The organism is Cysteiniphilum halobium (assembly GCF_003574425.1).
GTDB lineage: Bacteria > Pseudomonadota > Gammaproteobacteria > Francisellales > Francisellaceae > Caedibacter > Caedibacter halobius.
This window is the reverse complement of record NZ_QLIU01000097.1, coordinates 1-1,282: the sequence shown is the minus strand read 5'-3', so window position 1 is coordinate 1,282 and position 1,282 is coordinate 1. Positions and strand designations below refer to the sequence as shown.

Sequence of the window (1,282 nt, the reverse complement as noted above, 5' to 3'; positions counted from 1 at the left end):
ATCGATATAAACGTAACCTTCAGTAATGATTTTCTCAAAACTTGAGATACCAACAGGGTCACCTCATTAAAATTTAGCCCTTAAAATTTCGTCTAGAAACACGGGATTCCAACCTGCCATTTTTCTCATTACTTTAAGGCTTTTCCTTTTGTGCTCAGGCTTTTGCTTTAAGGCTCTTAACAGGTTCATTGTTATTTTCTTTACAACAGCCATATTAGCGGGTGCATTACCTTTGCGAATGCGACTCTGATCATCTTCAAACGTCATATCCAGCACCCAATGCAATTGGTTCTCAACGCCCCAGTGAAATCGGATAGACTTAAGAAGTGTTAAGGCGTCAGTATTTAAGCTCGAAATATAATAACGTTTCTCTGTGCTGATAACATTTTTCACCTCGCGTATGCTCTCAATCTCGATAATGGATGAAATGCTTGACCAGTTTTCATGTTGTTCCTTGAGCCAGTCAACTTCTTTGCACACTCTGCATTTACGATGCTCAAAACAACCATGAGCCTTATCAATTTGCTCTGTTTCTTCAATTTTTGATGATCTTGGTGGTGCCTCAAAAAAAGTTTTAACATCATCATGCAAGGTCGATTGATTACCCTTTAGTGAAAATATATAGCTAGCCCCTTGACCGGTGATTTGAGTTGCGATTTTATGCTGGCAACCCATCGCGTCTATTGTCACTATAGCACCTTTCAAATCCAGCAGTTTTATCAGCTCTGGTATAGCCGTTATTTCATTGGATTTTGCATGTGTTTTTAACTGCCCTAGAACAACGCCAAATTCACTGGCAAAAGCACTCACCATATGCATAGGCTTTGAGTTACCATCAAAACTTCGCCTTGAAGTTTTGCCATCTACGGCAACCACTTTTGCTTCAAGATTTAGCTGAAATGACTGCACCCACTTTATAAAAGCATCTTCAAATGCCTTACTATCAAGGGTGCGGAAAAAACGCCTTAGCGTATCATCACTTGGACAGCCATTTTCATAGGGTAAATACAAACGTAATTCATCTAATTTTGTTTGCCCATAAAGCTCGATATCATCCCAGCTTGAGCAACCTGAAATAACTGCACAAAAGCTTAACAACAATATTTCCTCAACACTGTAAAGCTTTCTGCGTTCAATGCGATGATCTGGTACCTCTTTAAAAAAATCTAAAAACTCTGGCTCTTTAGTCGACATTATAAACAAACATGGTAAATCCCTTATAACAAATGCTTATTCCACATAATTTGCTAGATGTCACCTGTTTTTTAATGAGGTGACCCTG

The 1,282-nt window shown here is 38.7% G+C and carries 1 protein-coding gene; it reads right to left on the bottom strand.

What is annotated here, in order from left to right:
* Positions 1-66: 66 nt before the first annotated feature.
* Positions 67-1,194 carry an ISAs1 family transposase gene (locus DNK85_RS11060; RefSeq protein WP_119329607.1) on the bottom strand — a complete coding sequence of 376 codons (1,128 nt, stop codon included), beginning with the start codon at positions 1,192-1,194 and terminating at the stop codon, positions 67-69.
* Positions 1,195-1,282 lie beyond the last annotated feature (88 nt).

What these genes read in the sequence shown, in the direction of transcription:
- DNK85_RS11060 (WP_119329607.1), bottom strand. Translation starts at nt 1,194, where the DNA reads ATGTCGACTAAAGAGCCAGAGTTTTTAGATTTTTTTAAAGAGGTACCA.